At 64.7% G+C, this 22092-nt stretch carries 25 protein-coding genes and 1 tRNA gene; 17 read left to right on the forward strand and 9 right to left on the reverse strand.

The genetic code is table 11. The features are described 5' to 3' along the window. Positions 1 to 151 precede the first annotated feature (151 nt). The 5 genes from WDX12_RS05175 to WDX12_RS05195 all read left to right on the forward strand — a co-directional run bounded on the left by WDX12_RS05175 (position 152) and on the right by WDX12_RS05195 (position 5549). Entirely contained in the window at positions 152 to 607 is a 456-nt protein-coding gene (locus tag WDX12_RS05175; protein ID WP_320296780.1) for a hypothetical protein, read from the forward strand. A 243-nt stretch (positions 608 to 850) separates the two neighbouring features. Next, the gene (locus WDX12_RS05180; RefSeq protein ID WP_434724161.1) at positions 851 to 2254 is read left to right on the forward strand and encodes a lipopolysaccharide biosynthesis protein; all 1404 of its coding nucleotides are present in this window, start codon (positions 851 to 853) and stop codon (positions 2252 to 2254) included. Then, on the forward strand, positions 2254 to 3534 hold the full coding sequence (locus WDX12_RS05185; RefSeq protein ID WP_434724162.1) for a GNAT family N-acetyltransferase: 1281 nt from the start codon (positions 2254 to 2256) through the stop codon (positions 3532 to 3534). Before WDX12_RS05180 ends, WDX12_RS05185 begins: the two co-directional genes overlap by 1 nt. A gap of 21 nt (positions 3535 to 3555) precedes the next feature. Then, entirely contained in the window at positions 3556 to 4389 is an 834-nt protein-coding gene (locus WDX12_RS05190; RefSeq protein WP_434724163.1) for a creatininase family protein, read from the forward strand. Next, positions 4386 to 5549, forward strand: a complete 1164-nt coding sequence (locus WDX12_RS05195) for a hypothetical protein (protein WP_434724164.1) — start codon at positions 4386 to 4388, stop codon at positions 5547 to 5549. The genes WDX12_RS05190 and WDX12_RS05195 overlap by 4 nt, the downstream gene beginning before the upstream one ends. A 45-nt stretch (positions 5550 to 5594) precedes the next feature. Here WDX12_RS05195 and WDX12_RS05200 read toward each other — a convergent pair. Continuing rightward, positions 5595 to 5679 (reverse strand) — tRNA-Leu (locus WDX12_RS05200). 277 nt (positions 5680 to 5956) lie between these two features. Here WDX12_RS05200 and WDX12_RS05205 point away from each other — a divergent pair. Together WDX12_RS05205 and WDX12_RS05210 are read left to right on the forward strand one after the other, a co-directional pair. After that, a complete protein-coding gene (locus WDX12_RS05205; protein WP_320296728.1) occupies positions 5957 to 6544 on the forward strand; it encodes a YqaA family protein in 588 nt (195 codons plus the stop codon). Between the two features lie 24 nt (positions 6545 to 6568). Then, positions 6569 to 7087: a disulfide bond formation protein B gene (locus WDX12_RS05210; RefSeq protein ID WP_320296727.1), complete on the forward strand. Its 519-nt coding sequence runs from the start codon at positions 6569 to 6571 to the stop codon at positions 7085 to 7087. Positions 7088 to 7104: 17 nt separating this feature from the next. Here WDX12_RS05210 and WDX12_RS05215 read toward each other — a convergent pair whose 3' ends face one another. The 3 genes from WDX12_RS05215 to WDX12_RS05225 form a co-directional block, all read right to left on the reverse strand. Then, complete coding sequence (locus tag WDX12_RS05215; protein ID WP_434724165.1) at positions 7105 to 7368, reverse strand: hypothetical protein; 264 nt, start codon at positions 7366 to 7368, stop codon at positions 7105 to 7107. Positions 7369 to 7406: 38 nt separating this feature from the next. After that, a complete protein-coding gene (locus WDX12_RS05220; RefSeq protein WP_027167440.1) occupies positions 7407 to 7964 on the reverse strand; it encodes an HNH endonuclease in 558 nt (185 codons plus the stop codon). Positions 7965 to 8075: 111 nt separating this feature from the next. After that, the gene (locus WDX12_RS05225) at positions 8076 to 8735 is read right to left on the reverse strand and encodes a DNA-3-methyladenine glycosylase family protein (protein WP_434724166.1); all 660 of its coding nucleotides are present in this window, start codon (positions 8733 to 8735) and stop codon (positions 8076 to 8078) included. Positions 8736 to 8815: 80 nt separating this feature from the next. Between WDX12_RS05225 and gluQRS the strand changes: the two genes are divergently transcribed. Continuing rightward, the gene (gluQRS, locus tag WDX12_RS05230) at positions 8816 to 9685 is read left to right on the forward strand and encodes a tRNA glutamyl-Q(34) synthetase GluQRS (RefSeq protein ID WP_434724167.1); all 870 of its coding nucleotides are present in this window, start codon (positions 8816 to 8818) and stop codon (positions 9683 to 9685) included. On the opposite strand, the gene WDX12_RS05235 is transcribed toward gluQRS, so the two are convergent. Beyond that, a complete protein-coding gene (locus WDX12_RS05235) occupies positions 9680 to 9973 on the reverse strand; it encodes a hypothetical protein (protein ID WP_320296724.1) in 294 nt (97 codons plus the stop codon). The two genes, gluQRS and WDX12_RS05235, sit on opposite strands and share 6 nt — an antisense overlap. A 154-nt stretch (positions 9974 to 10127) precedes the next feature. Here WDX12_RS05235 and WDX12_RS05240 point away from each other — a divergent pair, with 154 nt between their 5' ends. Then, positions 10128 to 11024, forward strand: coding sequence for a DMT family transporter (locus WDX12_RS05240; protein ID WP_434724168.1), 897 nt, complete (start codon positions 10128 to 10130; stop codon positions 11022 to 11024). An 86-nt stretch (positions 11025 to 11110) separates the two neighbouring features. Here the strand turns inward: WDX12_RS05240 and WDX12_RS05245 are convergent, their stop codons facing one another. Beyond that, entirely contained in the window at positions 11111 to 11962 is an 852-nt protein-coding gene (locus WDX12_RS05245) for a YihY/virulence factor BrkB family protein (RefSeq protein WP_320296722.1), read from the reverse strand. Positions 11963 to 12020: 58 nt separating this feature from the next. Here WDX12_RS05245 and WDX12_RS05250 point away from each other — a divergent pair, with 58 nt between their 5' ends. From WDX12_RS05250 to WDX12_RS05280, 7 genes are all read left to right on the forward strand, one after another. Further along, complete coding sequence (locus WDX12_RS05250) at positions 12021 to 12887, forward strand: SDR family oxidoreductase (protein ID WP_434724169.1); 867 nt, start codon at positions 12021 to 12023, stop codon at positions 12885 to 12887. A 25-nt stretch (positions 12888 to 12912) separates the two neighbouring features. Next, positions 12913 to 13104 carry a twin transmembrane helix small protein gene (locus WDX12_RS05255; RefSeq protein ID WP_320296720.1) on the forward strand — a complete coding sequence of 64 codons (192 nt, stop codon included), beginning with the start codon at positions 12913 to 12915 and terminating at the stop codon, positions 13102 to 13104. 19 nt (positions 13105 to 13123) lie between these two features. Continuing rightward, positions 13124 to 13705 (forward strand): cob(I)yrinic acid a,c-diamide adenosyltransferase, encoded by a 582-nt coding sequence (locus tag WDX12_RS05260; RefSeq protein ID WP_434724170.1) that lies wholly within the window; start codon positions 13124 to 13126, stop codon positions 13703 to 13705. A 21-nt stretch (positions 13706 to 13726) separates the two neighbouring features. Continuing rightward, positions 13727 to 14530, forward strand: coding sequence for a rhomboid family intramembrane serine protease (locus tag WDX12_RS05265; protein ID WP_320296718.1), 804 nt, complete (start codon positions 13727 to 13729; stop codon positions 14528 to 14530). 162 nt (positions 14531 to 14692) lie between these two features. Next, a complete protein-coding gene (locus WDX12_RS05270) occupies positions 14693 to 15442 on the forward strand; it encodes an electron transfer flavoprotein subunit beta/FixA family protein (protein WP_434724171.1) in 750 nt (249 codons plus the stop codon). Between the two features lie 23 nt (positions 15443 to 15465). Continuing rightward, positions 15466 to 16395 carry an electron transfer flavoprotein subunit alpha/FixB family protein gene (locus tag WDX12_RS05275; RefSeq protein ID WP_434724172.1) on the forward strand — a complete coding sequence of 310 codons (930 nt, stop codon included), beginning with the start codon at positions 15466 to 15468 and terminating at the stop codon, positions 16393 to 16395. Between the two features lie 202 nt (positions 16396 to 16597). Continuing rightward, positions 16598 to 17476, forward strand: a complete 879-nt coding sequence (locus WDX12_RS05280; protein WP_320296715.1) for a 3-hydroxybutyryl-CoA dehydrogenase — start codon at positions 16598 to 16600, stop codon at positions 17474 to 17476. Between the two features lie 30 nt (positions 17477 to 17506). Here WDX12_RS05280 and WDX12_RS05285 read toward each other — a convergent pair whose 3' ends face one another. The 3 genes from WDX12_RS05285 to WDX12_RS05295 form a co-directional block, all read right to left on the reverse strand. Next, a complete protein-coding gene (locus WDX12_RS05285; RefSeq protein WP_434724173.1) occupies positions 17507 to 19411 on the reverse strand; it encodes a PAS domain S-box protein in 1905 nt (634 codons plus the stop codon). 229 nt (positions 19412 to 19640) lie between these two features. Continuing rightward, a complete protein-coding gene (locus WDX12_RS05290; RefSeq protein ID WP_320296713.1) occupies positions 19641 to 20279 on the reverse strand; it encodes an NrsF family protein in 639 nt (212 codons plus the stop codon). Between the two features lies 1 nt (position 20280). Next, the gene (locus tag WDX12_RS05295) at positions 20281 to 20817 is read right to left on the reverse strand and encodes a sigma-70 family RNA polymerase sigma factor (protein WP_320296712.1); all 537 of its coding nucleotides are present in this window, start codon (positions 20815 to 20817) and stop codon (positions 20281 to 20283) included. A 205-nt stretch (positions 20818 to 21022) separates the two neighbouring features. Here WDX12_RS05295 and WDX12_RS05300 point away from each other — a divergent pair, with 205 nt between their 5' ends. Further along, positions 21023 to 22027, forward strand: a complete 1005-nt coding sequence (locus tag WDX12_RS05300) for an iron ABC transporter substrate-binding protein (protein ID WP_434724174.1) — start codon at positions 21023 to 21025, stop codon at positions 22025 to 22027. The last annotated feature ends 65 nt before the right edge of the window (positions 22028 to 22092 follow it).

Consider the following 22092-nt stretch of genomic DNA (forward strand, 5'->3'; position numbering starts at 1 on the left):
CAGCATACATCCTTTTTGACGACAAGCGTCGCCGGCGCCCGGAGTTGGCCTTGGCGGCCGGCCCGCCGTTTGCGCGCCTCAACCGCATTGGAGACATGAAATGACCATCCACAATTGGACCAGATGCCTTATCGGCGCCTCTGCCCCGCTCATGATGCTGATAGCGGGCGCGGCCACGGCCGAAATCGTCAACCCGCTCGCCGAAAAGGTGCGGGCGCTGGACAGCCGCTTCGAGGACGTCGCGGTTGCCAAGGCCGAAGGCTACGCGCCGATCCCTTGCGCCAGCGGCCTCACCGGCGGCGCGATGGGCATCCACTACGTCAACGCCGCCTATCTGAAGGACGACGCCGTCGACGTCGCCAAGCCGGAAGCCGTGATGTACGAGCCGATGGCCGACGGCACGCTGAAGCTGATCGCGGTCGAATACATCACCGCGAAGGGCCCGGCTTCGCTCGAGGGTCATCTGTTCAACTTCAACACGGCGCCCAACCGCTACGGCCTCGGCCCGTTCTACGAGCTGCATGTCTGGGCCTGGAAGCAGAACCCGACCGGCGCCTTCGCCGACATGAACCCGAACGTCTCCTGCGACGCTATGCAAGGGATGTAGCAGCGCCTCTTCCTTCTCCCCTTGTGGGAGAAGGTGGATCGGCGCGCAGCGTCGAGACGGATGAGGGGTGCTCCAGCGGAGTGGGACGTCGGCTTTCCCTGGAACACCCCTCATCCGGCCGCTGCGCGGCCACCTTCTCCCACAAGGGGAGAAGGCAAGTCCCCGCACCCCACCCACCCTTTCTTAAGGTGTTTCGGATAGACCGAAACCTTGAAAAGAGGCGGAAAACGGAGAGTATTCGGGGTGCGCTTTTCCGCGGCGACGACTGCCGGGCGGTTCCTGCCGCAGCGCTGGGCGCTGCGCATGCGTCCGTTGCTTGGCCGCATCGACGCCGTGCTGTTCACTGCCGACGAACGCGGCGAAGCCGGGCGCATGTCGCTGATCGCCTTTTCCATCCGCATCATCAGCGCCTTCATCGCCTTCGTCAGCCAGGTGCTGATGGCGCGCTGGCTGGGCTCGTTCGAATACGGCATCTCGGTGCTGGTCTGGGTGACGATGGTCATCGTCGGCAACCTCGCCTGCCTCGGCTTCCACACCTCGGTGATCCGTTTCATTCCTGAATATCGCGAGCGCGGCATGCTGGCCGAGCTGCGCGGCATCGTGCTGGCCAGCCGGCTGTTCGTGCTCGTGGCCTCGACGCTGATCGCGGGCCTCGGCGCCCTTGGCGTGTGGCTCGCCTCGGACTGGATCGAGAACTACTACGTCATCCCCTTCATCCTCGGCGTCATCTGCCTGCCGATGATCGCGCTCGGCGATCTCCTGCAGGGGCTGGCGCGCGCCAATTCCTGGGCGCTGCTGGCGCTGTCTCCCACCTATCTGGTGCGGCCGGTACTGATCCTGGCGTTCATGGCGCTGATGCTTGGCCTGCACTACGAGCCCGACGCCAAGACGGCGATCTTCGCCTCGATCGCCGCCACCTATGTCACGACGCTCGGCCAGCTGATGGCCGTCACATCGCGCATGGAGAAAAAGATACCGGCCGGGCCGATGGCCGTGCATTTCGGCCAATGGATCCTCGTTTCGCTGCCGATCTTCCTGGTCGAGAGCTTCTTCTTCCTGCTCACCAATGCCGACGTGCTGATGGTGGGCGCCTATCTCCAGCCCAACGACGTCGCCGTCTATTTCGCCACGGTGAAGACGCTGGCGCTGGTGCATTTCGTCTATTTCGCGGTCAAGGCCGGCGTTGCCCAGCGCTACGCGCAGTTCACCCATGGCGATCCCGACAGGCTCGCCGCCTTCGCCCGCGAGACCGTCACCTGGACCTTCTGGCCCTCGCTCTTGATGGCGCTGCTGGTGCTGGCGCTGGGCGAGCCGATGCTGGTGCTGTTCGGCCCCGAATTCACCGCCGGCTATCCGCTGCTCTTCCTGCTGGTGCTGGGCGTGGTCGCGCGCGCCGCCGTCGGCCCCTGCGAGAGCCTGCTCACCATGAGCGGCAACCAGAACATCTGCGCCGCCGTCTATGCCATGACGCTTGCGCTGAACATCGGCCTCAACGTGCTGTTGATCCCGCTGTTCGGCCTCTGGGGCGCGGCGATCGCCACCAGCCTCGCCATGGTCTTCGAGGCCAGCGCGCTCTCCTTCACCGTCTGGCGCAAGCTCGGTATCGTGATGGCGATCTTCGTGCCTGCAAAGAAGGAAGTCGCCTGATGGCCGCCGTCCCGTTGCTCGAAGAGACCAGCGGCGGCCCCGCCGGCGCCATGGTCTCCAACCTAGCCGGCCTGGCGCGCGAGGCGGACCCCGCCCATATCGAGCTGTTCGCCAGCAACAGGCCGGAGCGCAAGCTCGCCATCTACCCGGCCTCGGCCGGCTTCGACCTCGTCGAGGAGCTCGACTATCTCAGCGCCCGCACGATCGAGCCCAACGTCTTCTTCAACCCGCGCTTCCTGGCGCCGGCGATGCCCCGGCTGGAAGACCGCGAGGTGCGGCTGGCCGTCATCCGCGACGGCGACGAGTACCGCAACCGGCTGCGGCTTCTGGTGCCGTTCTCGGTCGAGCGCCCGGCGATCCCGCTCGGCGTCCCGGTCATGCGCACATGGTCGAGCCCGTTCGGCCCGCTCGGTACGCCGCTGGTCGACCGCGACGATCCGGTCGGCGTCATCGAGGACTTCTTCTCGATGCTGTCGAGGCCGCATCTCAAGCTGCCCAAGGTCTTCGTGCTGCCCGACATGAGGCTCGACGGTCCGGTGGCGAGCCTGCTCACCTCCTTTGCCGACAGCCGCGGCCTGACGATGGTGACCACCGGCAAGGTCGAGCGCCCGGTGCTTGAAAGCGATGCCGACGGCGAGGACTATCTCAAGGCCTCGCTGAGCGCGCACCATTATCGCGAATTCCGCCGCCTGAAGCGGCGCCTCGCCGATCAAGGCAAGCTCGAGCACATCGTGGCGCGCGGACCGGACGAGATCCGCCATGCCATCGAAAGCTTCCTGACGCTGGAAGCGGCCGGCTGGAAAGGCCGCGAGCGCACCGCGATGGCGATCGACCGCTACCGCGCCGCCTTCGCCCGCGAAGCCGTGCACAGGTTGGCCGAGCAGGACATGTGCCGCATCCATCTGCTGACGCTGGACGGCCGCACCATCGCCTGCCTGGTCGTCTTCGTCGAGGCCGGCGTCGCCTACACCTGGAAGACGGCCTATGACGAGGCGCTCGCCACCTATTCGCCGGGCACGCTTTTGATGATCGAGGTGACCAAGCAGCATCTCGACGATCCCAACATCGTCATGACCGATTCCTGCGCGGTGCCGGACCACCCGGTGATGAGCCGCCTGTGGAGCGAGCGCAAGCCGATGGGCACGCTGGTGGTCGGACTGACGCCGGATGCCGACCGGCTGGCCCGCCAGGCGGCCTCGCAACTGCATCTCTACCGTGAGACCCGCAACATGGCGCGCATCCTGCGCAACCGCATGCGGAGCCTGCTGAAGCGTCGCTAGAAAGGCAGCGGGTACAAGGGTATGCATCTTGAGATCGGAAGGCGCGCGCTACGGCGCATCCTGGCTGGCGCCACGCTGCTGTTGTTCTTGCCGGCGATCAACCCGGCAAACGCTTCGGTCTTCCTGGAAGATCTGACCTGGACCGAGTTGCGCGACCTGGTCGCGGCGGGAACGACCACGATCATCGTTCCGATCGGCGGCACCGAGCAGAGCGGCCCGGCAATGGCGCTGGGCAAGCACAATGTGCGGGTGAAGGCCCTCGCCGAGAAGATTGCCGCGACACTGGGCAATGCGCTGGTCGCGCCGGTCATCGCCTATGTGCCGGAAGGCAATATCGATCCGCCTACTGAGCACATGCGTTTTCCGGGAACCATCTCCGTCGATGACGGGACTTTCGAGCAATTGCTCGAATCCACGGCCCGCAGCTTCAGGCATGCCGGCTTCAAGACCATCGTGCTGATCGGCGATCACGGTGGCTACCAGGCCGACGAACGCCACGTGGCCGACCGGCTCAATGCCGAATGGAAGAGGACGCCGGTGCGGGTCTTTGCCGCGCTCGATTACTATCGGTTCACGCAAGGGCCCTACACCGACAAACTGCTGGCCGCCGGCGCCACACGCGCCGAAATCGGAACGCATGCCGGCCTGGCCGACACCTCGCTGATGCTCGCCGTCGACCCGTCGCTGGTGCGCAGGGATCGTCTTGCAGGCCCGCCGAAGCTCGGTGCCGGGGATGGCGTTTACGGCGGCGATCCGGCAAGGTCCTCCGCCCAATTCGGGCAGCTCGGCGTGGATCTCATCGTCAACGGGACGACGGATGAAATCCGCGCCTTCATCGCAAGTCAGCCAAAATGATCGAGACTTCCCTGCGCTTCATCCGTCTTTGCGTGCCGCTGGCGCTGCTTGTCTCGCTGCAGCCCGGCGCGTCGCAAGCCGGCTCCTGCCCCGAGGATTGCAGCGATCCGCCACCACCGCCGGTCAACATCTACAAGCACACCGCCGCCGGCCATCTGAGCCCGGTGACGACCGGAGCGCTGCCGCGCGTCTACGTGCCCAACCGTTCCTCGAACAGCGTCTCGGTGATCGACACGACGACGCTGAAGGAAGTCGACCGCTTCACGGTCGGCAGCAAGCCGCAGCATGTCGTGCCGTCCTGGGATCTGAAGACGCTGTGGGTCGCCAACAACGGCACCGGCAGCAACGGCAGCCTGACGCCGATCGACCCGATGACGGCCAAGCCCGGCAAGCAGATTCCAGTCGACGATCCCTACAATCTGTACTTCATGCCGGACGGCAGCGCCGCAATCGTCGTCGACGAGGCGATGCAGCAGCTCGATTTCCGCGACCCGCACACCATGGCGCTGAAATCGAGCCTGCCGACACCGACCTGCCCCGGCATCAACCATGCCGATTTCTCAGGTGACGGCTCCTATGCGATCTTCACCTGCGAATATGGCGATGGCGGCCTGGCCAAGATCGACCTGAAGAACCAGAAGGTGCTCGGCCACCTCGACCTCTCCAAGATGGGCATGCCGCAGGACATCCGCCTCTCGCCCGACGGCAAGGTCTTCTACGTCGCCGACATGATGAATGACGGCGTGTTCCTGGTCGACGGCGACAGTTTCAAGGAAATCGGCTTCATCCCGACCGGCATCGGCACGCATGGCTTCGTCGTCAGCCGCGACGGCAAGCGCCTCTATGTCTCGAACCGCGGCTCGCACAAGATGGAGCAGGGCAAGGCCAAGGGCCCGGGCAGCGTGACGGTGATCGACTTCGCCACCCGCGCCGTGGTCGCGCAATGGCCGATCCCCGACGGCGGCAGCCCCGACATGGGCAATGTCAGCGCCGACGGCAAGCAGCTCTGGCTCTCCGGCCGCTTCGACAGCGACGCCTACATGATCGACACCACCAGCGGCGCGGTGACGAAAATCCGCGTCGGCGTCGAGCCGCATGGGCTGACCGTGTGGCCGCAGCCGGGGCGCTACTCGCAAGGCCATACGGGGAATATGCGCTAAGGCGCTTCTGGATGGCCCGCCATCCGAAGCTCGCAGAGCGAAGGATGGTGCCCCTAGCCGGGATCGAACCAGCACTCCTTGCGGAACTCGATTTTGAGTCGAGCGCGTCTACCAATTCCGCCATAGGGGCTCAGGCCGGGCGGCCTGGATGGGCGCGGACTATACGGGCGGATGGGTGTTCGTCAACTGGCCTGTTGCGGATTTGCCGGTGGAACCGGCGGCATTGCCTCACCCTTCGGCCTCGCGCCGACGCAGACATTGTGCGGCGCGGAAATTCTTTTTAGACAGGCTATGCGTTGAGCGCCTCGCTTCCGGAAGCTGGATGCGGCGCTTTGGGTCCTTGTCTTCCTGCCTGTCGTTGCCCAAAACCGCCAAGCGCCTCGGGGCGCCAAGGATTAGGAGAGCCGATGCTTCGCGGACTTTACGACTGGACCCTGTCGCTGGCGGCGAGGAAATCGGCCGAATGGTGGCTGGCCTTCATCGCCTTCGTCGAAAGCTCGGTGTTCTTCATCCCGGCCGATGTGCTGTTCCTGCCCATGGCGCTGGCGCGGCCCGAACGCGCCTATCGCTACGCGCTGACCGCCACGGCTGCTTCCGTGCTGGGCGGCATTGCCGGCTGGCTGATCGGTTACTATGCCTACGACACGATAGCACGGCCGATCCTGGAGCATTTCGGCGGCATTGCCACATTCGAGAAGTGGCAGTCGTCCGGCGCCGGGCTGATGCTGGTGCTGCTCGTCACATCCGGCGCCGCTCACCTGCCGCCGATCAAGGTGGTCACCATTCTGGCCGGCGCGCTTCACGTCAATCTTTTGGTCTTCATCGTCTCGGCCATCGTGGCGCGCGGCGCCCGTTTCCTGCTGCTTGCCTGGCTGCTGCGCCGCTATGGCGAGGAGATCAAGGAGTTTATCGAAAAGCGTCTGGGATTGATTGTCGGCGCCGGCGCCGTTGCCCTGATTTTGCTCTATATCCTCGTCAGATACGCCCACGGATAGCGACGCAACAACGGATCTCCATCGATGACAGCGACCATGAATGCCGACACCGGACGCCAGCGCACCCGCGCGGCGCTCTTTCTCGCCGTCGCCATGGCCGCGACCGTCGGCTCGGCATTGGCCTTCCAGTATATCGGCGGCTACATCCCCTGCCATCTCTGCCTCGAGCAGCGCACCCCCTATTATGTCGGCGTGCCGCTGATGGTGCTGGCGGTGATCGCCTCGATGCTGCGCGCGCCGGCCTGGGTGACGCGCGGCCTGCTCGCGATCGGCGGCCTTTTGATGCTCTACGGCCTCTATCTCGGCGTCTACCATTCGGGCGTCGAGTGGGCGTGGTGGCAAGGTCCGGCCGACTGCACCGCCGGCGCCGGCCCGGTCGACACCGGCGGCAAGGGCGTGCTCGACGCGCTCGACAAATTCGTGCCGCCGTCCTGCGACAAGGCGGCGCTTCGCATCCTCGGCCTGTCGCTCGCCGGCTGGAACGCCATCGCCAGCCTCATCCTCGCCGCCGTCGCCTTCCGCAGCGCGCTCGCGCGGGATTGAACTATCCGGTGGCGGCTTCAGGCTTGCTCGACACTGAGAATGCGCATCTCTCCGTGCTCACCGAGATACGCGGCGAGACAGTCCCAGAACTCGTCGAGAAGCGCCCTGCCATCGACGTCAAAGTCGTTGCGCGCAACGAGTAGGAGTTTTCCATCGTCGTAGGCACAGCTTGGCTCCTTGTGCCAAGTCCTGTGGATGCGAAACTCTTGCTCGATGTCGATGGCCGCCTGCGGACCCAAATGAGGCGGCACATCGAGGCACTCGATTGTTGTCCTGTACATGGGTGACAGCCAACCAGCCCCAATCGTTGAAAGCGGCCCTATGGCTCCAACTCGACATCCCAGTAGAGATAATCCATCCAGCTTTCATGCAGATGGTTGGGCGGGAACAGGCGGCCATTGTTGTGCAGGTCGTGCACCGTCGGCTGGTAGGGTTTTTGCAGCGGCCACATCTTGGCCTGCGCCGGCATCATGCCGCCTTTCCTGAGATTGCAGGGCGAGCAGGCGGCGACGACATTCTCCCACGTCGTCGCCCCGCCGCGATGGCGCGGGATGACATGGTCGAACGTCAGATCCTCCGGCGTGCCGCAATACTGGCACTGGAAGCGGTCGCGCAGGAAAACGTTGAAGCGGGTGAAGGCGGGATGCCGCGACGGCTTCACATAGGCTTTCAGGCTCACCACGCTCGGCAGCTTCATGGAGAAGGTCGGCGAGGAGACGGCGTGCTCGTATTCGGCGACGATGTTGACCCGGTCGAGGAAGACAGCCTTGATGGCGTCCTGCCACGACCAGAGCGACAGGGGGTAATAGCTGAGCGGACGGTAGTCCGCGTTCAGCACCAGCGCGGGAAGCCCATCCGGAGATACGGCGACCGTCACGTCCTTTGCCTCCTTCGTTCCAGAACCGAACGGCGCGGATACTGTAAGCCTGACATGACAGGGATGTGAAGCGGATTGTCTCTCGCTGAAGCCGCTAAAAACGCATGATTTTCATGCTTTTTTGGCCAATTCGACAGGTGGCGCCGCATCCCTGCCCTTCAGTTCCCGATAGTAGGCCCAAAAAAGCCGCGACGCGACACCCCGATACGGGCTCCATGATTCGGCCAGTTGGATAAGCATTTTCTCCGGCGGACGCGGGTCGATGCCGAGCGCATGGCCGACCGCCGTCTGCAGCGCGACGTCGCGCGCGGGGAACACATCGGGATGGCCGGCGGCAAACAGCAGGTAGCATTCGGCGGTCCACGGGCCGATGCCGGGCACCGCCGTTATCGCCGCGATCGCCTCGCCTGCATCCAGCGTGCACAGGTGATCGAGATCGAGCCCGCCGGCCACGGCTTGCGCGACCGCGAGCAGTCCGCGCTGCTTCGGCCGCGACAGCCCGGCCTCGCGAAAAATGTCCTCGCCGGCGGCAAGGATCCCCTGCGGCGTCAGCGGGTCGACCAGCTTGACCAGCCGGCCGAAGATGGCGTCGGCGCTCGCGCGGGACACTTGCTGGGAAACGATGATCGAGGCGAGGCTTTGAAACCCCGGCTCCGACAGCCGAAGCGGCACTTCGCCCGCTTTGCCGCGCACGGTCTCCAGCCGCGGGTCGATCCGGCAGAGCGCGTCGAGCCCTGCCGCAATGTCGTCAAGCGAGGCGATGCGTTGCACGTTGCTTGTTCCCAGGGCGACAAATGATGGCTAACTATCAACCGGCGGAAGCACCTGACAACCTGAATGCCGCCTGAAAGATGACGCTCCTGACATTCCGCTTCGCGCCGAGCCCCAATGGCGAACTGCATCTCGGCCACGCCTATTCGGCCCTGCTCAACCAGCAGATGGCGGCGCAGGCCGGCGGACGCTTGCTGCTGCGCATCGAGGATATCGACGTCACTCGCTGCACACCGCAATTCGAGGCCGGCATTTTTCGCGACCTCGAATGGCTGGGATTGAGCTGGGAACGGCCGGTGCGCCGCCAGTCCGAGCATTTTGCCGAATACCGGGAAGTGCTCGACCGGTTGATCGCCGAGGAGCTCGTCTATCCTGCTTTCATGAGCCGCGGCGAGATCCGCGCCTTCATCGCCGAGACCGGCGGCCGCGACTGGCCGCGCGATCCGGACGGCGTGCCGCACTACCCGCCGCTCGACAAGGCCTTGCCGGCCCGGGAGCGCAAGCGACGCATTGCCGAGAACATGCCTTTTGCCTGGCGCCTCGACGTCGAAGCGGCGATGGCGCGTGTCTCAAGCGCCCTGTCATGGACCGAATTCACCGACGAGACGATGTCGGCGACGCGAGCGATCGAGGCGCGGCCGCAGGTCTGGGGCGACGTCATCATCGCCCGCCGCGACATCCCGACCAGCTACCATCTCGCCGTCGTTCTCGACGACGCGCTGCAGGGCATCAGCCATGTCGTGCGCGGCCAGGACCTCTATTCGGCGACCGGGGTGCAGCGCCTGCTGCAGGACCTTCTCGGCCTGCCGCAGCCACGCTATTTCCACCACCGCCTGATCCTTGGCCCGGACGGCAGGAAACTGTCCAAGAGCTTCAAGGACACCGGTCTTGCGGCGCTCCGAGAGACAGGCGTGTCGCCGCAAGGCATCAGGCAGTTGTCCGGATTATGATCCGAGCCGCGCCAGACCGGCCTTGATCAGCGCCAGCACGCTGATCAAGGCAAAGGCGCCGCCAAGCCCCCAGGCAACGGCGAGCCTGAGATCGCTCAGGCTGATGCCATGCTTATGGGCGACCACCACCGCAACGAAAAAGCCGACGATGAACAGCAGCGTATTGCCGCTCGGACCGAAGGCGCCCTCCTTCATGATCGCATCGAGCAAAGTGCCGAAGAAGAATCCGAAGGCGGCGATGATCGCGAAGGCGAACAGAAGCCAGGTCGTGTCGAGATGCAAAAACATGCCTCACCATGGCGCGTCCGCGCGCCATGCCCCTCTTGGCACGGTTTGTTGAATTCGACTTAGCTTATGGATCAACCGTTTCGTTTTGCTTGCGGGATTGAACGGCTTTAGAGCAATTGCCGTCATCAACCGTTCATCCTGGCAGCCTCCCCCAATGCAGAGCATCAAGCGGTTCATTCCCGCCTCCTTCGTCGTTCTGTGGGCGACCGGCTTCATCGGCGCGCGCTACGCCATGCCCTGGGCGGAACCCTTTACTTTCCTTGCCATCCGCTTCGTGATAGCGGCGATCCTGTTTGCAGGGCTGGCCGTTCTGCTCGGCTCGCGCAAGGCGACGCGCGAAGAAGCGCTGCACGCAACGGTGGCCGGCGTCCTCATGCACGGCGTCTATCTCGGCGCCGTCTTCTGGGCGATCCACAGGGGCATGCCCGCCGGTCTATCGGCGCTGATCGTCGGCCTGCAGCCGCTGATCACCGCCGTGCTCGCCGGAAAGTTCCTCGGCGAAGCGATCCTGCCGCGCCATTGGGCCGGCCTTGCCGTCGGGCTGCTTGGCGTCGTCATCGTGCTCTGGCCAAAGCTCGGCGCACTCGGCGGTGGCGTCACGCCGGCGACGCTGACGGCTTCGCTCGTCTCCGTGCTCGGCATGAGCGCAGGCACCATCTGGCAGAAGCGCTATGCCTCCGGCGGCGATCTGGTGTCGGCGACGATGTGGCAGTATGTCGGCGGCTCCGCCGTGATGATCCTCGGCTCGCTCGCCCTCGAGACGCGCGCCGTTACCGTCAATGGCGAGCTGATCTTCGCCATGGCCTGGCTGGTCCTGGTGCTGTCGGTCGGCGCCATATTCCTGTTGATGGTGATGATCAGGGACGGCGAGATGTCGAAGGTCGCCTCGCTGTTCTACCTCGTGCCGGCCGTGACAGCGGTCATCGCCTGGCTGCTTTTCAACGAGCAGCTCAACCTGCTGCAGATCGCCGGTATGGCGATCGCCACGCTCGGCGTCGCCCTCGCGACGGCGCGGCAGGCCGGAAGAGGAACTGGAGAATTGAAGAACTGAAGAATTGAAGAAGAAGCGCAGAGCCAAGTGCTGGCGCCTTTTCCCCAATTCCTCAGTTCTCCAATTCCTCATTTCCTCTGTTCGACTCAGCCGACGCGCGCCCGCGCTTCCAGATACCGGCTGATCGCGGCGTTGAGCTCGCCGCCGAGGATGAAGATCGCCGAGATGATGTAGAGGAACACCACCGCGATCATGATTGAGGCGAGTCCCGCATAGGTCGTCACGTAGGACGAGAAATGGTCGAGATAGGTGGCGAAGATGGTCGAGCCAGCGAGCCAGGCGACCAGCGTGAAGACGATGCCCGGTATGATCGAGACAAAGCGGCGCTTGCCGGCCGGCAGCCAGATATGCACGGAGAACAGCCCGATGACGATGACGGTCGAGGCGACGACGTAGCGCCACAGCGTGATGGTGCCCATATAGGGCTTGATCCATTCGAGATGCGCCTCTGCCAGCCTGGCCAGCAGCGGGGCGAACACCAGGAGCACGCTGACGGCCAGGAAGCAGGCCGTGGCGATCAGCACGAAAATGATGCTTTGCACCCTGCGATAGATGATGCCGCGTGTTTCGATGACACGATAGGCCCGGTTGAGCGAGGTGCGCAGCGCCTCGATGCCGTTCGATGCGAAGTAGGCGGCAAGCACGACGCCGTAGGTCAAAAGATCGCTTCGTCGAACGGTGAGCACGTTCTGCACCTCGCGCGCGATCGGCTTGGCGATCTGCTCCGGCCAAGTGTCGAAGACGAGATGCACAGCCGTATCCGAGAACGCCTGCGCGCCGAGAAAGCTTGCCAGCGTCGTGGCGAAGATCAGGAACGGAAACAGCGCCATCAGCGAGGTGATGGCGAGATGGCTGGCCATCGCCCAGCCGTCATCATTGGTGAAATGGCCGATCGCATCGTAGAGCACGCGTTTGACGGCGACGATATTCCTGAGCAAGGACCCGCGCTCCGCTCGATTGTGTCGACGTCGCGAATATGGGAAGTGATTGCGGCAAATGGCAACCCCGGTTCAGACAACGTCCACCGTCGCGAAACAGTTGCGCACCGTCATCGTCACCGGGGCCTCGTCCGGCATCGGCGCCTATTGCGCGCGGGCGCTGAAGGCGGAAGGCTGGCGGGTCTTCGCCACGGCGCGCAAGCCGGCCGACATCGCAGCCCTCGAGGCCGACGGCTTGGAGGCCTTTTATCTCGACTATCGTGAGCCCGAATCCATCGCGGCATTGGTCGAGGCGGTGCTTGAACGCACCGGTGGCACGCTTGATGCGCTGTTCAACAATGGCGCCTACGCCCAGCCCGGCGCCGTCGAGGACCTGCCGGTCGCCGCACTTCGCGAACAGTTCGAGGCCAATGTCTTCGGCTGGCACGATCTCACCCGGCGCGTCGTGCCGGTCATGCGCCGCCAGGGGCACGGCCGCCTCGTCCACTGCTCCTCGATCCTCGGCCTGGCTCCGGTTCGTTTCAGGGGCGCATATTCGGCCTCCAAGCACGCCATCGAAGGCCTGATGCTGTGCATGCGCCAGGAGCTCGAAGGCAGCGGCATCCACCTTTCGCTCATTGAACCCGGACCGGTGATATCGAAGATCGCCAGCAACGGCCTGCCCTGGTTCCTGAAAAACATCGATGTCGAAAATTCCGTCCACCGCGCCGACTATCAGGCGCAGCTCGCAAGGCTTCAGGCAGGCGGCAGCGTGTCGAAGCTGAAGCCGGGACCGGAGATCGTGCACAGGGCGCTCCGCCACGCGCTTCTGTCACAGCGCCCGCGCCCGCACTATGTGGTAACGGTGCCGGCTAAGATCGGCGCGGCGCTGAAACGCGTCCTGCCGGCGTCCTTGCTCTACCGCGTGCTCGCCAGGCGCGCCTGACCGAACCCGAACCGGAGCCAGCCAGATGCTCATCGCCTTGAAGATCCTCGCTGTCATCGCCATGGCCGCCGTGGTGATCGTGCTGGTCCGCGGCCTGATCAACATGATGCGCGGCGGCTCGGGCATGACCTCGAACAAGCTGATGCAGGCGCGCATCATGCTGCAGGCCGTGGCCTTGGGGCTGCTGTTGCTGGTGGTCTATTTCACGCGCAAATAGGGCGGTTCAGGGGGATCGCGTGGTCAAGCTCAACAAGATCTACACCCGCACCGGCGACGACGGCACGACAGGGCTGGGCACCGGCGAGCGGCGGCTGAAATCCGACCTGCGCGTCGATGCCTACGGCACCGTCGACGAGGCCAATGCCTGCATCGGCATGGCCCGCATCCATACCGGCAGCCAGCATCCGGCGATCGACGCCATGCTGTCGCGCATCCAGAACGATCTGTTCGATCTGGGAGCCGACCTCGCCGTGCCGGACGACGGCAAGCCGCTGGAATACGAGCCGCTGCGCATCGTCGCTGCCCAGACCAGCCGCGTCGAACAGGACATCGATCTCATCAACAAGGAGCTGCAGCCGCTGAAATCCTTCGTGCTGAACGGCGGCACGCCGGCAGCGGCCGCGCTCCATCTGGCCCGCACCGTGGCGCGCCGCGCCGAGCGCCTCATGGTGGCGCTGGCACAGGATCCGGCCGAGCAGGTCAACCGCGAGGCGCTCAAATACATCAACCGTGTCTCGGACTTTCTGTTCGTCGCCGCCCGCGCGGTCAATGACAATGGAAAGGCCGACGTGCTATGGGTGCCCGGCAAGAACCGCTGAATCTAGGGGCGGGAGGGTCCGATGTTCATCCCGCTTTACGACACCAACAGGCTGCGCCACATCCGCCTGCAATATGTGACGATCGGCCTGATCGTGGCGAATGTGCTGGTCTATCTGGCGACCACGATCGGCGGTGAAAACTTCAACAATGCCGCGGTTCTCGGCCTCGGCTTCATCCCGTCGGTGGTTCACGACAAGGTCGAGCTGTCGCCCGAATTCGTCATCATCCCCGAAAGCCTCAGCTATCTCACCTACTCGTTCCTGCATGCCGATATCTTCCATCTCGGCGGCAACATGCTGTTCCTCTGGGTGTTCGGCGACAATGTCGAGGATGCGCTCGGCCACATACGCTATCTGATCTTCTATCTCGCCTGCGCCGTCGCCGGTGCCTTCTTCCAGGGGCTGGTGGCCTGGGATTCGGAAACGCCGCTGATCGGCGCCTCGGGCGCCATCGCCGGCGTCGTCGCCGCCTATCTGATCCTCTACCCCCGGGTGAAAGTCTGGGTGTTGGCCTTTGCCCGCATTCCGTTGCGTATCCCGGCCTTCATCCCGCTGATCCTGTGGATCCTGTTCCAGGTCGTGATGTTTGCCGCGGGCGGCGAGGACCAGATCTCCTGGGCCTGCCATATCGGCGGCATCATTGCCGGATCGATCCTGGTTCTGGTACTGCGCAGCCGGGGCGTACCGCTGCTGGCCGGCGCCGACGGCGAGCCGGTCCCGACGCCCAACGTCCAGCAGCCGCCTGTTCCCGTCGAACCGGCCGCTGGCGATCCGACGCAGCCGGCGTCGCAATGGGGCCGTGGAGCAGCAACGCCCCGCGACTGAACCGATTTGGGTGTGTCGTGGGATATTGACGCGCCGATTTGCCGCCACTACGGAAACGGCACCGCTGGGCGGATATTCCGCCCGTAATGTCGGCTTTCGACAACTCTGACAGGGCGCACGCTGGTATAGCGCCCCGACTATCTCAGGAGAGGTGACAGGAAAATGAAGATCCTTGTGCCCGTGAAGCGGGTTGTGGATGCCAACGTCAAGGTCCGGGTGAAGGCCGACGGATTGGGCGTCGAGCTTGCCAACGTCAAGATGGCGATGAACCCGTTCGACGAGATCGCGGTAGAGGAAGCGATCCGCATCAAGGAAGCCGGCAAGGCGGAAGAGATCATCGTTGTTTCGGTCGGCCCGCAGCAGGCGCAGGAGACGCTGCGCACCGCCCTCGCCATGGGCGCCGACCGAGCCATCCTGGTCAAGACCGACGAACAGACCGAGCCGCTGGGCGTCGCCAAGGTGCTGAAGGGCGTGGTCGAGGCGGAGAAGCCCGGCCTCGTCATCCTCGGCAAGCAGGCGATCGACGACGATTCGAACCAGACCGGCCAGATGCTGGCGGCGCTGCTCGGCTGGGCGCAGGGCACCTTCGCCTCCAAGATCGTGCTTGAAGGCGACAAGGCCAAGGTGACGCGCGAAGTCGATGGCGGCCTGCAGACGGTCGAGCTGAAGATGCCGGCGATCGTCACCGCCGATCTTCGCCTCAACCAGCCGCGCTATGCCTCGCTGCCCAACATCATGAAAGCCAAGAAGAAGCCGCTCGACGAGAAGAGCCCGGCCGATTACGGCGCCGACGTCAAGCCGCGCCTCAAGGTGATCAAGACCGAGGAGCCGGGCGGCCGCAAAGCTGGCGTCAAGGTCAAGAGCGTCGCCGAGCTCGTCGAGAAGCTGAAGAACGAAGCCGGCGTGCTCTGAGCGGTCAGGAAAGGACAAAGAAAATGGCAATTCTCCTCATCGCCGAACACGACAACGCAACCCTTTCCGACCAGACGGCCAAGGCGCTGTCGGCCGCTCTCCAGATCGGCTCCGACGTCGACGTGCTGGTGGCCGGCAAGGGCGCCAAGGGCGCGGCCGACGCCGCCGCCAAGCTGAAGGGCGTCCGCAAGGTGCTGCTGGCCGAGGCCGACGAGCTTGCCGAGCGTCTCGCCGAGCCTACGGCGGCTCTCGTAGTGTCGCTTGCGGGCGGCTACGACACGATCATCGCGCCCGCCACCTCGTCGGGCAAGAATGTCGCGCCGCGCGTGGCCGCCCTGCTCGACGTCGCCCAGGTGTCCGAGATCATCGAGGTCGTCTCGCCGGATACCTTCAAGCGGCCGATCTATGCCGGCAACGCTATCCAGACGGTGCAGTCGACCGACGCAAAGAAGGTCATCACGGTGCGCACCGCGTCCTTCTCGGCAGCGCCGGAAGGCGGCTCGGCCTCGGTCGAAACGGCCAACGCCGCCGCGAACCCCGGCCTCTCCTCCTTCGTCGAGAACAAGCTTTCCGAGAACGATCGTCCCGAGCTGACCTCGGCCAAGATCATCATCTCGGGCGGCCGCGCGCTCGGCTCTTCGGAGAAGTTCCAGGAAGTCATCCTGCCGGTCGCCGACAAGCTCGGCGCCGCTGTCGGCGCCTCCCGCGCAGCGGTCGACGCCGGCTACGCGCCGAACGACTGGCAGGTCGGCCAGACCGGCAAGGTGGTCGCGCCCGACCTCTACATCGCCGTCGGCATCTCCGGCGCCATCCAGCACCTGGCCGGCATGAAGGATTCGAAGGTCATCGTCGCCATCAACAAGGACGAGGAAGCCCCGATCTTCCAGGTTGCCGACTACGGCCTGGTCGGCGATCTCTTCGTCATCCTGCCGGAACTGCAAAAGGCGCTTTGACGTCGCCAGTCCTGGCATATTAAAATCCGAAGGGTGGGGTAGACGAAGTCGCCCCGCCCTTTTAGTTTGCACTGCACAAAAAGCGGGCCATCAAGGCCCGGAGCTAATCCGGCGGTTTTGCGCCCGGATTGCGGGAAATAAACAAATAGGAGCGTTTCCGCGCTTCAAAGAAGCGGAAAATGCTCCGGACGGGATCGGGGTAATGAGCAAGATCGAGACGATCGGCATTGTCGGCGCGGGTCAGATGGGTGGCGGTATCGCCCATGTCTCGGCGCTGGGTGGCTACAAGGTGCTGATCCACGACGTGTCGCCCGACCGCATCGAGAAGGGCATCGCCACCATCAGCGGCAACATGGCCCGCCAGGTCGGCTCCGGCAAGCTCGAGGAAAAGGCTCGCAACGAAGCAATGGCGCGCATCTCCGCCGCACCGGCCATGGCCGACCTCGCGGCCGCCGACCTGGTGATCGAGGCGGCGACCGAGGACGAGACGGTCAAGCGCAAGATCTACGCGCAGCTCTGCCCGCAGCTCAATCCGGAAGCGATCCTGGCGACCAACACCTCGTCGATCTCGATCACCCGGCTAGCCGCCCAGACCGATCGTCCCGAACGCTTCATCGGCATTCATTTCATGAACCCGGTGCCGGTGATGAAGCTGGTCGAGCTGGTGCGCGGCATCGCCACCGAGGACCACACCTTCGAGACCGCCAAGACCTATGTGAAGCACCTCGACAAGACGATCACCGTTTCCGAGGATTTCCCGGCCTTCATCGTCAACCGTATCCTGTTGCCGATGATCAACGAGGCGATCTACACGCTTTATGAAGGCGTCGGCACGGTCGATGCCATCGACACCGCCATGCGGCTCGGCGCCAACCATCCGATGGGACCGCTGCAGCTTGCCGACTTCATCGGCCTCGACACCTGCCTGTCGATCATGCAGGTGCTGCATGAGGGCCTGTCGGATTCGAAATACCGCCCCTGCCCGCTCCTGGTGAAATATGTCGAAGCCGGCTGGCTCGGCCGCAAGACCGGCCGCGGCTTCTACGACTATCGCGGCGACCATCCGGTGCCGACGCGCTGATCTTGCCCGGCTGAAGGCTTTCGGCGCGGCTCAGGACGCCGCGGCGAGCGCCAGAGGCGGCACTTCTTTCGAAATTTCGTCGGGCAAAGCTTCGTCGGGCGCGGCGGAAACGCAGCCGCGGCCGGCCGCTTTGGCGGCATAGCAGGCGGCGTCGGCGCGGGCGATGATCTCGTCCACTTCGCCGCAACCGGCGCGGATCGGCGCGAGCCCGATGCTGGCGCCGATCGAATGCGAGCGCCCGTCCCAGCTGAAATTGAGGTTGCGGATGGCGTCGATGACTGAGCGCGCCGCGATCGGCCCGCGCGCCGCGGCGCCCGATTTGAGGATGACGGCGAACTCGTCGCCGCCGAGCCGCGCGACGATGTCTTCCGGGCCGAGCACGTTGCGCAAGGTATCGGCCACGCTCTTGAGCAGCGCATCGCCCGCGGCATGGCCGCCGGTGTCGTTGACCGCCTTGAAGTGATCGAGGTCGACGAACATGAACTGATGCTCGCCGCCATTGCGGCGGCACTGGTCGACCAGCTCCTCCATGGTGCGGATGAAGCTCGAGCGGTTGGCGAGCCCGGTCAGCGCGTCATGGGTGGCGGCGTAGGCCAATTGGCGCTGCAGGGCGCGCGCGTCGGTGAAATCCTGGAAGACGATGACGAGACCGCAGAACTCCTCGCGGTCGTTCATGATCGGCGACACCACCTGGCGGATGCTGCAGCGCGTGTCGTCGCGCCGCACAAGAACCGCGCGTGTGTTCTGGTCGCAGTGCGGGCGTTCGCTCGCCGAAGGACGCGTCAGGCCGATCCTCTGCCCGCTTTCCTCGTCGACGGCCCAATAGACATGGCCGAGCACCTTGCCCATGGCCTCGCCGACCTCGACCCCGGTGAGTTTTTCGGCGACCGGGTTCATGAAGGTGACGCGGTTGGCGGCATCGGTGCAGATCACCGCGTCGCCGATCGACTGCAACGTTACCCTGAGACGCTCTTTCTCGTCGGCCAGCATTGCCGCCGAAACCATCAGCCGCGCTTCGGCCTCCTTGCGCTCGGTGATATCGGTCAGGCTGCCGATGGCCCGGACCAGACGGCCCTGGCCGTCGCGCTCGATCGCCTTGCCGCGGTCGAGGATCCAGACCCAGTGGCCGTCCTTGTGCCGCATCCGGAACTCCGCCTCGAAGAAGGCCGTCTCACCGGCAAGATGCGCGCGATCCGCCTCGGCGACGCGTTCGCGATCGTCGGGATGGATCATCGCCAGCCAGCGGTCGGGATCGCCGTCGAGCTCGCCGTCGGCATAGCCCAACATCTTCACCCAGGTTTCGGAATAGGTCGTGCCACCGTTGCGCATGTCGAGGCTCCAGATGCCTTGTCCGGCACTGGTGAGCGCGAAATTCCATCGGGTCTCGGCCTCGGCGATGCGCGCCTCGGCCTGCTTGCGCGCGTCGATGTCCTCGATCTGCGATACCAGGTAAAGCGGCTTGCCGGTGTCCTCGTCGCGGATGACCGAGCCGGCAAGCTGCGCCCAGACCGGGGTCCCGTCTTTCCTGAGGTAGCGCTTTTCGAAATGGTAGGAGCTGATCCGGCCTTCCCGCACATTCATCATCGTCTCGCGACCGATCGAAAGATCGTCCGGATGCGTGATCTGCGGAAAGGACAGCGCCTCGATCTCCCCGCGGCTGTAGCCCAGCATCGCGGCGAAGGCTGGATTGGCCTGCTTGATGCGCCCGTCGAGACCGACGATGGCGACGCCGATCGCCGAATCCTCCATGGCGCGGCGGAAGCGCTGCTCGCTCTCGGCGATCTGACGGCGGTCATCGACGATGCGGTGAATGAACAGCGCCGACAAAAACAGCGTCGCGGCGGTGATGGCGACGGATATCTGCAGGCAGAGCCTCAGCGCGTCGGCGCCCAATTCAAGGCGCGGCAGCAGGATCGACGCGGCGGTGACAACCATGCCGACCGCCAGCAGACCTTGCGCAGCGTGCCCGTCGGCACGGAGCCCTTTCCAGTTCAACCACGCCACAATGCGATCCCACCCAATACGCACGTTCCCACAACCCTGGCGGATCGGTTTTAAGGAATGGTTGCGTGGACGGCGGCGATCCCTCCGCTAACCGGCAAACAATTGCCGGCATGATTAAGGTACCGTTTCCAAACCGTACCAAAGGATCGGTGCGCGTCGGCTACCAGCGCACGAAAAGCCGCCCGCCGATGGCCCCGAGCAGCGTGAGGAAGGCGATCGCGATCGTATACCAGGTGGCGACGAAGAGCGGCGAATCGTCGAAGCAATGCGCGGCATAGAAGGTTGCCGCGAGCCCGCCTGCAAGCAGGCCGGCGACCGCCCCCGCAAGCACCGGCCGGGTCGGCGCGCCATAGCGCAGCATGCCGAGGAAGATCGCCAGCGGACCGATGCCGATCAGCGGGATGAAGGTCATGCAGATCATCATGTTCGAGCCGACGAGCCGCTTGCCCCAATCAGCCTGGGGCACGACAAACAGCTCAAGGACCACCGCCAGCACGACCAAGAGCGGCGCGGCAATCATCCAGGCCATCGCCCGCCTGGTCGAAGCACCCGGCATCGACAGCGCGCGGATCAGCGCGAAGGCGCTGACGGCGAGCACCAGCGTGAACACGAATTTGGACATGAAGCGCATCGTGTGCATGGCCGGCATGATGTCGGGACGCGGCCCGATGGTGGCAAAGAAGACCGCCGCCGCGATCGTCACGGCCACGCCGACCGCCAGCCACCAGGCCTTGCCCATCGGCATCGCCTTGTCGCGGGCATCGGCGTCGAGCGCCTTGATGAGATCCTCGGTCCTCATGTCACTGTCGTCCAAATCTTTTGGCGATCGCGGCGAGGCCGCGATGCAGCGACACCCGCACCGCCGTCTCGCTGATGCCGAGCTTGGCCGCCGTCTCGCCGATCGACTGCCCGTCGACCGAGATCGAGGAGACCACAGAGCGCTGCGCCGCCGGCAACCCGTCGAGCGCCCGGTTGATGTCGCGCTCGCTGACCGTTTCCGTCTCCGGCTCGGCGAAGGTTTCGGCGATCTCGTCGATCTCGACCTCGATGCGCCGCCCGCGCCGGCGGAACGCGTCGATCAGCTTGAAGCGGGCGATCGCATAGACCCAGGGCAACACCGGCGCATCCGACCGCCAGGTGTGGCGTTTGACATGAATGGCCAGCAAGGTTTCCTGCACGACATCCTCGGGGTCGACTCCGCCCTGAACGATCTTGCGCCGGACAAAGCCGCGAACGAGGGCGGCGATCCGGTGCAGAAAGTCGGCATAAGCCCTTTCGTCTCCCGCGATCGCGGCCCTGAGCAGCCGGGAAAGCTCGGCCTCGTCCTTGCCGGTCACAAGAGTTCACCCCCGATGTTCGCGTCTCGGCCCTGGTTTGTTACGTGGCCGACGAAATAATGTCCAAGCCAAACTACCGCAAAATCACGAAAGTTTGCGGCACGGCGACCGATTGAAGCAGGGTCACAATGTTGACTACAATAATCAGGTATTGATAGGTGCAGCCGTGCCCGAAACCCTGTCTCCAGATTTGAGGACGATGCCCATGAAGATTGCCCTTTCCACGCTCGCCGGCGCCGCGCTGGCGCTCGGCCTGATTTCCGCCCCGGCCATGGCCGAGGAGCAAGGCATCATCGTCTACAATGCCCAGCATGAGAGCCTCGCCAAGGAATGGGCCGCGGGCTTCACCAAGGAAACCGGCATCAAGGTCACGCTGCGCAACGGCGGCGACAGCGATTTCTCCAACCAGATCGTCGCAGAGGGCGCGGCCTCGCCGGCCGATGTGTTCCTGACCGAGAACTCGCCGGCCATGGCGCTGGTCGAGGCGGCCGGCCTGTTCGCGCCGGTCGACGCCGATACGCTGGCCCAGGTTCCGCAGGAATACCAGCCGTCGAGCGGCAAGTGGGTCGGCGTCGCCGCCCGCAGCACCGTCTTTGCCTACAACAAGGACAAGCTCAAGGAAGACCAACTGCCGAAGTCGCTGCTCGATCTTGCCGATCCGGGCTGGAAGGGCCGCTGGGCCGCCTCGCCGTCCGGCGCCGATTTCCAGGCGATCGTCAGCGCGCTCCTTCAGATCAAGGGCGAAGCCGCCACCGCCGACTGGCTGAAGGCGATGAAGGCGAACTTCACCGCCTATAAGGGCAACTCGACGGTTATGAAGGCGGTCAATGCCGGCGAGATCGAAGGTGGCGTGATCTACCACTATTACTATATCGGCGATCAGGCCAAGACCGGCGAGAACAGCAAGAATGTCGGCCTGCACTATTTCAAGAACCAGGATCCGGGCGCGTTCGTCTCGGTGTCGGGCGGCGGCGTGCTGGCTTCCAGCAAGCATCCGAAGGAAGCCCAGGCGTTCCTGAAGTGGGTGACCGGCAAGGGCGGCCAGGACGTGCTGAAGACCGGCACCTCGTATGAATATGCCGTCGGCAAGGGCGACGAGTCCAACCCGAAGCTGGTGCCGTTGGCCGACCTGCAGGCGCCGAAAGTCGATCCGGCGACGCTGAATTCCAAGAAGGTCATCGACCTGATGACGCAAGCCGGCTTGCTTTAGTTCACGTTCGTCCTAAAAGGGCGAACGACCGTGCTCCCGCGGCAATTCGCCTTCCGCGGGAGCGT

It is taken from the genome of Mesorhizobium sp. RIZ17 (genome assembly GCF_051127865.1).
Classification (GTDB): domain Bacteria; phylum Pseudomonadota; class Alphaproteobacteria; order Rhizobiales; family Rhizobiaceae; genus Mesorhizobium; species Mesorhizobium humile.

Excerpts from the sequence above, each read along its gene's own strand:
- WDX12_RS05265 (WP_320296718.1), top strand. The coding sequence starts at position 13,727 with ATGTTCATCCCGCTTTACGACACCAACAGGCTGCGCCACATCCGCCTG.
- WDX12_RS05205 (WP_320296728.1), top strand. The coding sequence starts at position 5,957 with ATGCTTCGCGGACTTTACGACTGGACCCTGTCGCTGGCGGCGAGGAAA.
- WDX12_RS05185 (WP_434724162.1), top strand. The coding sequence starts at position 2,254 with ATGGCCGCCGTCCCGTTGCTCGAAGAGACCAGCGGCGGCCCCGCCGGC.
- WDX12_RS05175 (WP_320296780.1), top strand. The coding sequence starts at position 152 with ATGATGCTGATAGCGGGCGCGGCCACGGCCGAAATCGTCAACCCGCTC.
- WDX12_RS05250 (WP_434724169.1), top strand. The coding sequence starts at position 12,021 with ATGGCAACCCCGGTTCAGACAACGTCCACCGTCGCGAAACAGTTGCGC.
- WDX12_RS05240 (WP_434724168.1), top strand. The coding sequence starts at position 10,128 with ATGCAGAGCATCAAGCGGTTCATTCCCGCCTCCTTCGTCGTTCTGTGG.
- WDX12_RS05270 (WP_434724171.1), top strand. The coding sequence starts at position 14,693 with ATGAAGATCCTTGTGCCCGTGAAGCGGGTTGTGGATGCCAACGTCAAG.
- gluQRS (WP_434724167.1), top strand. The coding sequence starts at position 8,816 with ATGACGCTCCTGACATTCCGCTTCGCGCCGAGCCCCAATGGCGAACTG.
- WDX12_RS05210 (WP_320296727.1), top strand. The coding sequence starts at position 6,569 with ATGACAGCGACCATGAATGCCGACACCGGACGCCAGCGCACCCGCGCG.
- WDX12_RS05255 (WP_320296720.1), top strand. The coding sequence starts at position 12,913 with ATGCTCATCGCCTTGAAGATCCTCGCTGTCATCGCCATGGCCGCCGTG.
- WDX12_RS05300 (WP_434724174.1), top strand. The coding sequence starts at position 21,023 with ATGAAGATTGCCCTTTCCACGCTCGCCGGCGCCGCGCTGGCGCTCGGC.
- WDX12_RS05195 (WP_434724164.1), top strand. The coding sequence starts at position 4,386 with ATGATCGAGACTTCCCTGCGCTTCATCCGTCTTTGCGTGCCGCTGGCG.
- WDX12_RS05290 (WP_320296713.1), bottom strand. The coding sequence starts at position 20,279 with ATGAGGACCGAGGATCTCATCAAGGCGCTCGACGCCGATGCCCGCGAC.
- WDX12_RS05235 (WP_320296724.1), bottom strand. The coding sequence starts at position 9,973 with ATGTTTTTGCATCTCGACACGACCTGGCTTCTGTTCGCCTTCGCGATC.
- WDX12_RS05280 (WP_320296715.1), top strand. The coding sequence starts at position 16,598 with ATGAGCAAGATCGAGACGATCGGCATTGTCGGCGCGGGTCAGATGGGT.
- WDX12_RS05275 (WP_434724172.1), top strand. The coding sequence starts at position 15,466 with ATGGCAATTCTCCTCATCGCCGAACACGACAACGCAACCCTTTCCGAC.
- WDX12_RS05190 (WP_434724163.1), top strand. The coding sequence starts at position 3,556 with ATGCATCTTGAGATCGGAAGGCGCGCGCTACGGCGCATCCTGGCTGGC.
- WDX12_RS05215 (WP_434724165.1), bottom strand. The coding sequence starts at position 7,368 with ATGTACAGGACAACAATCGAGTGCCTCGATGTGCCGCCTCATTTGGGT.
- WDX12_RS05285 (WP_434724173.1), bottom strand. The coding sequence starts at position 19,411 with ATGGTTGTCACCGCCGCGTCGATCCTGCTGCCGCGCCTTGAATTGGGC.